The 1703-nt window shown below is 32.2% G+C and carries 2 protein-coding genes; both read left to right on the top strand.

The window, feature by feature from the left end; genetic code table 11:
• Positions 1 to 728 (top strand): hypothetical protein (locus G6W45_RS09640; protein ID WP_196780176.1); only part of this gene is annotated, 728 nt, incomplete at its 5' end.
• A gap of 9 nt (positions 729 to 737) precedes the next feature.
• Positions 738 to 1535: a hypothetical protein gene (locus G6W45_RS09635; RefSeq protein ID WP_194168344.1), complete on the top strand. Its 798-nt coding sequence runs from the start codon at positions 738 to 740 to the stop codon at positions 1533 to 1535.
• Positions 1536 to 1703: the final 168 nt, after the last annotated feature.

The following is a 1703-nucleotide window of genomic DNA, read 5'->3' as shown; positions in this document are numbered from 1 at the left end:
ACCAAGAATATATCTTACAAGAAATAGTAGATGAACTAAATAGAAGAGATGATGATGACGGAATTCAAATGTATGTAAAATATAAGCTTGATACTAGAAATAGATTAGAGCATTTTTTTGGGCAATGCTTTGTAGAAGCAAAGACAACAAAAGGTGATTTTACTCTAGAAGAAGAGTTAGAAAAATTTACAGAGAATAATATAATTAGCTATAGAAGTAAAGCTAGATTAGAAGAAGCCAAAAAACTATATCCGCAATATTACGACAAGACAGATCCTTCAAAATGGGCAAAATTTGTTGGTAACGCTATGTACTCTGATCGTGGAAAAAATCATTTAGGCAATCAAGGTGGAGATGATGGATTTAATTTTAGAGGTAGGGGAATTAAGCAATTAACAGGGAAGGACAACTATGCAAGATTTAATAATTATTCACACAAAAAACTTTTAGTCGACAAAGATACAGATCTATTAAAAAACCCTGATCTCATATCACAAGATGGTAAATACGCCTTAATAAGTGCTGCATATTTCTGGATTATAGAAAGGTCTAACCCTAAAAAATATCGTCTTTATGAAATAGCCGATGAAAGCAAAGCGGATTCGGATAATAGTGATATAGTAGAACGTATAACTGCAGTTATAAATCCGCAAAAACTTAGCCTTGAGCATAGGAAAGAAGCCTATAAACGCATTAAAACAGCAAATGTGTTTAAGGTTTTTCAGTAAGGAAATATGATGAAATTTAAAATTATATTATTAACTAGCTTGAAAGTAGGCTTAAGTTTATATGCTTACGAGCCTTTAAGCCCAGACGAAGCTATGATAAAATTTGCCTCTGACTTTTCGCAGATAAACGACTATCCACTTGATTCCATAATGGACTATGGCAGCCATACTATTTCACCAAACTTTGCTTGCTATGATGCCAAGGGCAAATATAAATTTAAAAAATACTCTTTAGAAGACTTTATATGCCAGTCAGACTATAATTCTTTTAGAGATAACTATTTTAGCGATCTTTATAATCTAATAGTAAAAGAAAATCCAAATTTAAAAGAAAAGGCTCAAAAGATAGCTAGAGAGAGGATAGCTAAAACCCAAAAGGAGTGCATTAAATACTCAAAAAAAGAGTATGACTATAGTTTTGCAGAGAGCAAGGCTTTATTTGTATCTGAAAGCATAGGTTGTATAAGTGAAAAGTATAGAGACTTTACAGCAAAGCTGACTTTAATGCTTTATAAGGACGATAAAGAGTTATTTAGTAGAATTTATGGTGAAGACTATGAGAAATTTAAAGAGGTTTTTGAAGATACTATCTCTATATCAGACCTAAAATTTGAAGGCATAAGCGCAAAGCAAAAAGAAGAAAATTTAAAGCTTTATGAAAATTTTGAAGAAAAATATAAGGATTACGATATTGAGGGCTTTGGGTATAATCATTGCTGGGATGCAAGCTATGTTTTATTAGTCCAATACTCCCTAATAGACAAAAATGGTCATTTGATTTTGCCTGAGAATAGAAAAGAGGAGTAGTGTGCCTACTTCTCATCACTTCGAACTTCCCCTCGTCTAACAACAAACACCTAAATTTCTCTTTATTAAATTTCGCCAAAGAGAATAACTTTACCCTAAGAGATGATAAAGACTCAGCTATGTTTGATATAAAGCTTCGTCTAGCTCATGGCAACAATGTAGTGCCTA

The sequence above is a fragment of the Campylobacter concisus genome (assembly GCF_015229955.1).
In the GTDB taxonomy this organism is placed as follows: domain Bacteria; phylum Campylobacterota; class Campylobacteria; order Campylobacterales; family Campylobacteraceae; genus Campylobacter_A; species Campylobacter_A concisus_AT.
Note: the sequence above shows the minus strand (reverse complement) of the source record. Positions and strands in the feature narration are given on the sequence as shown.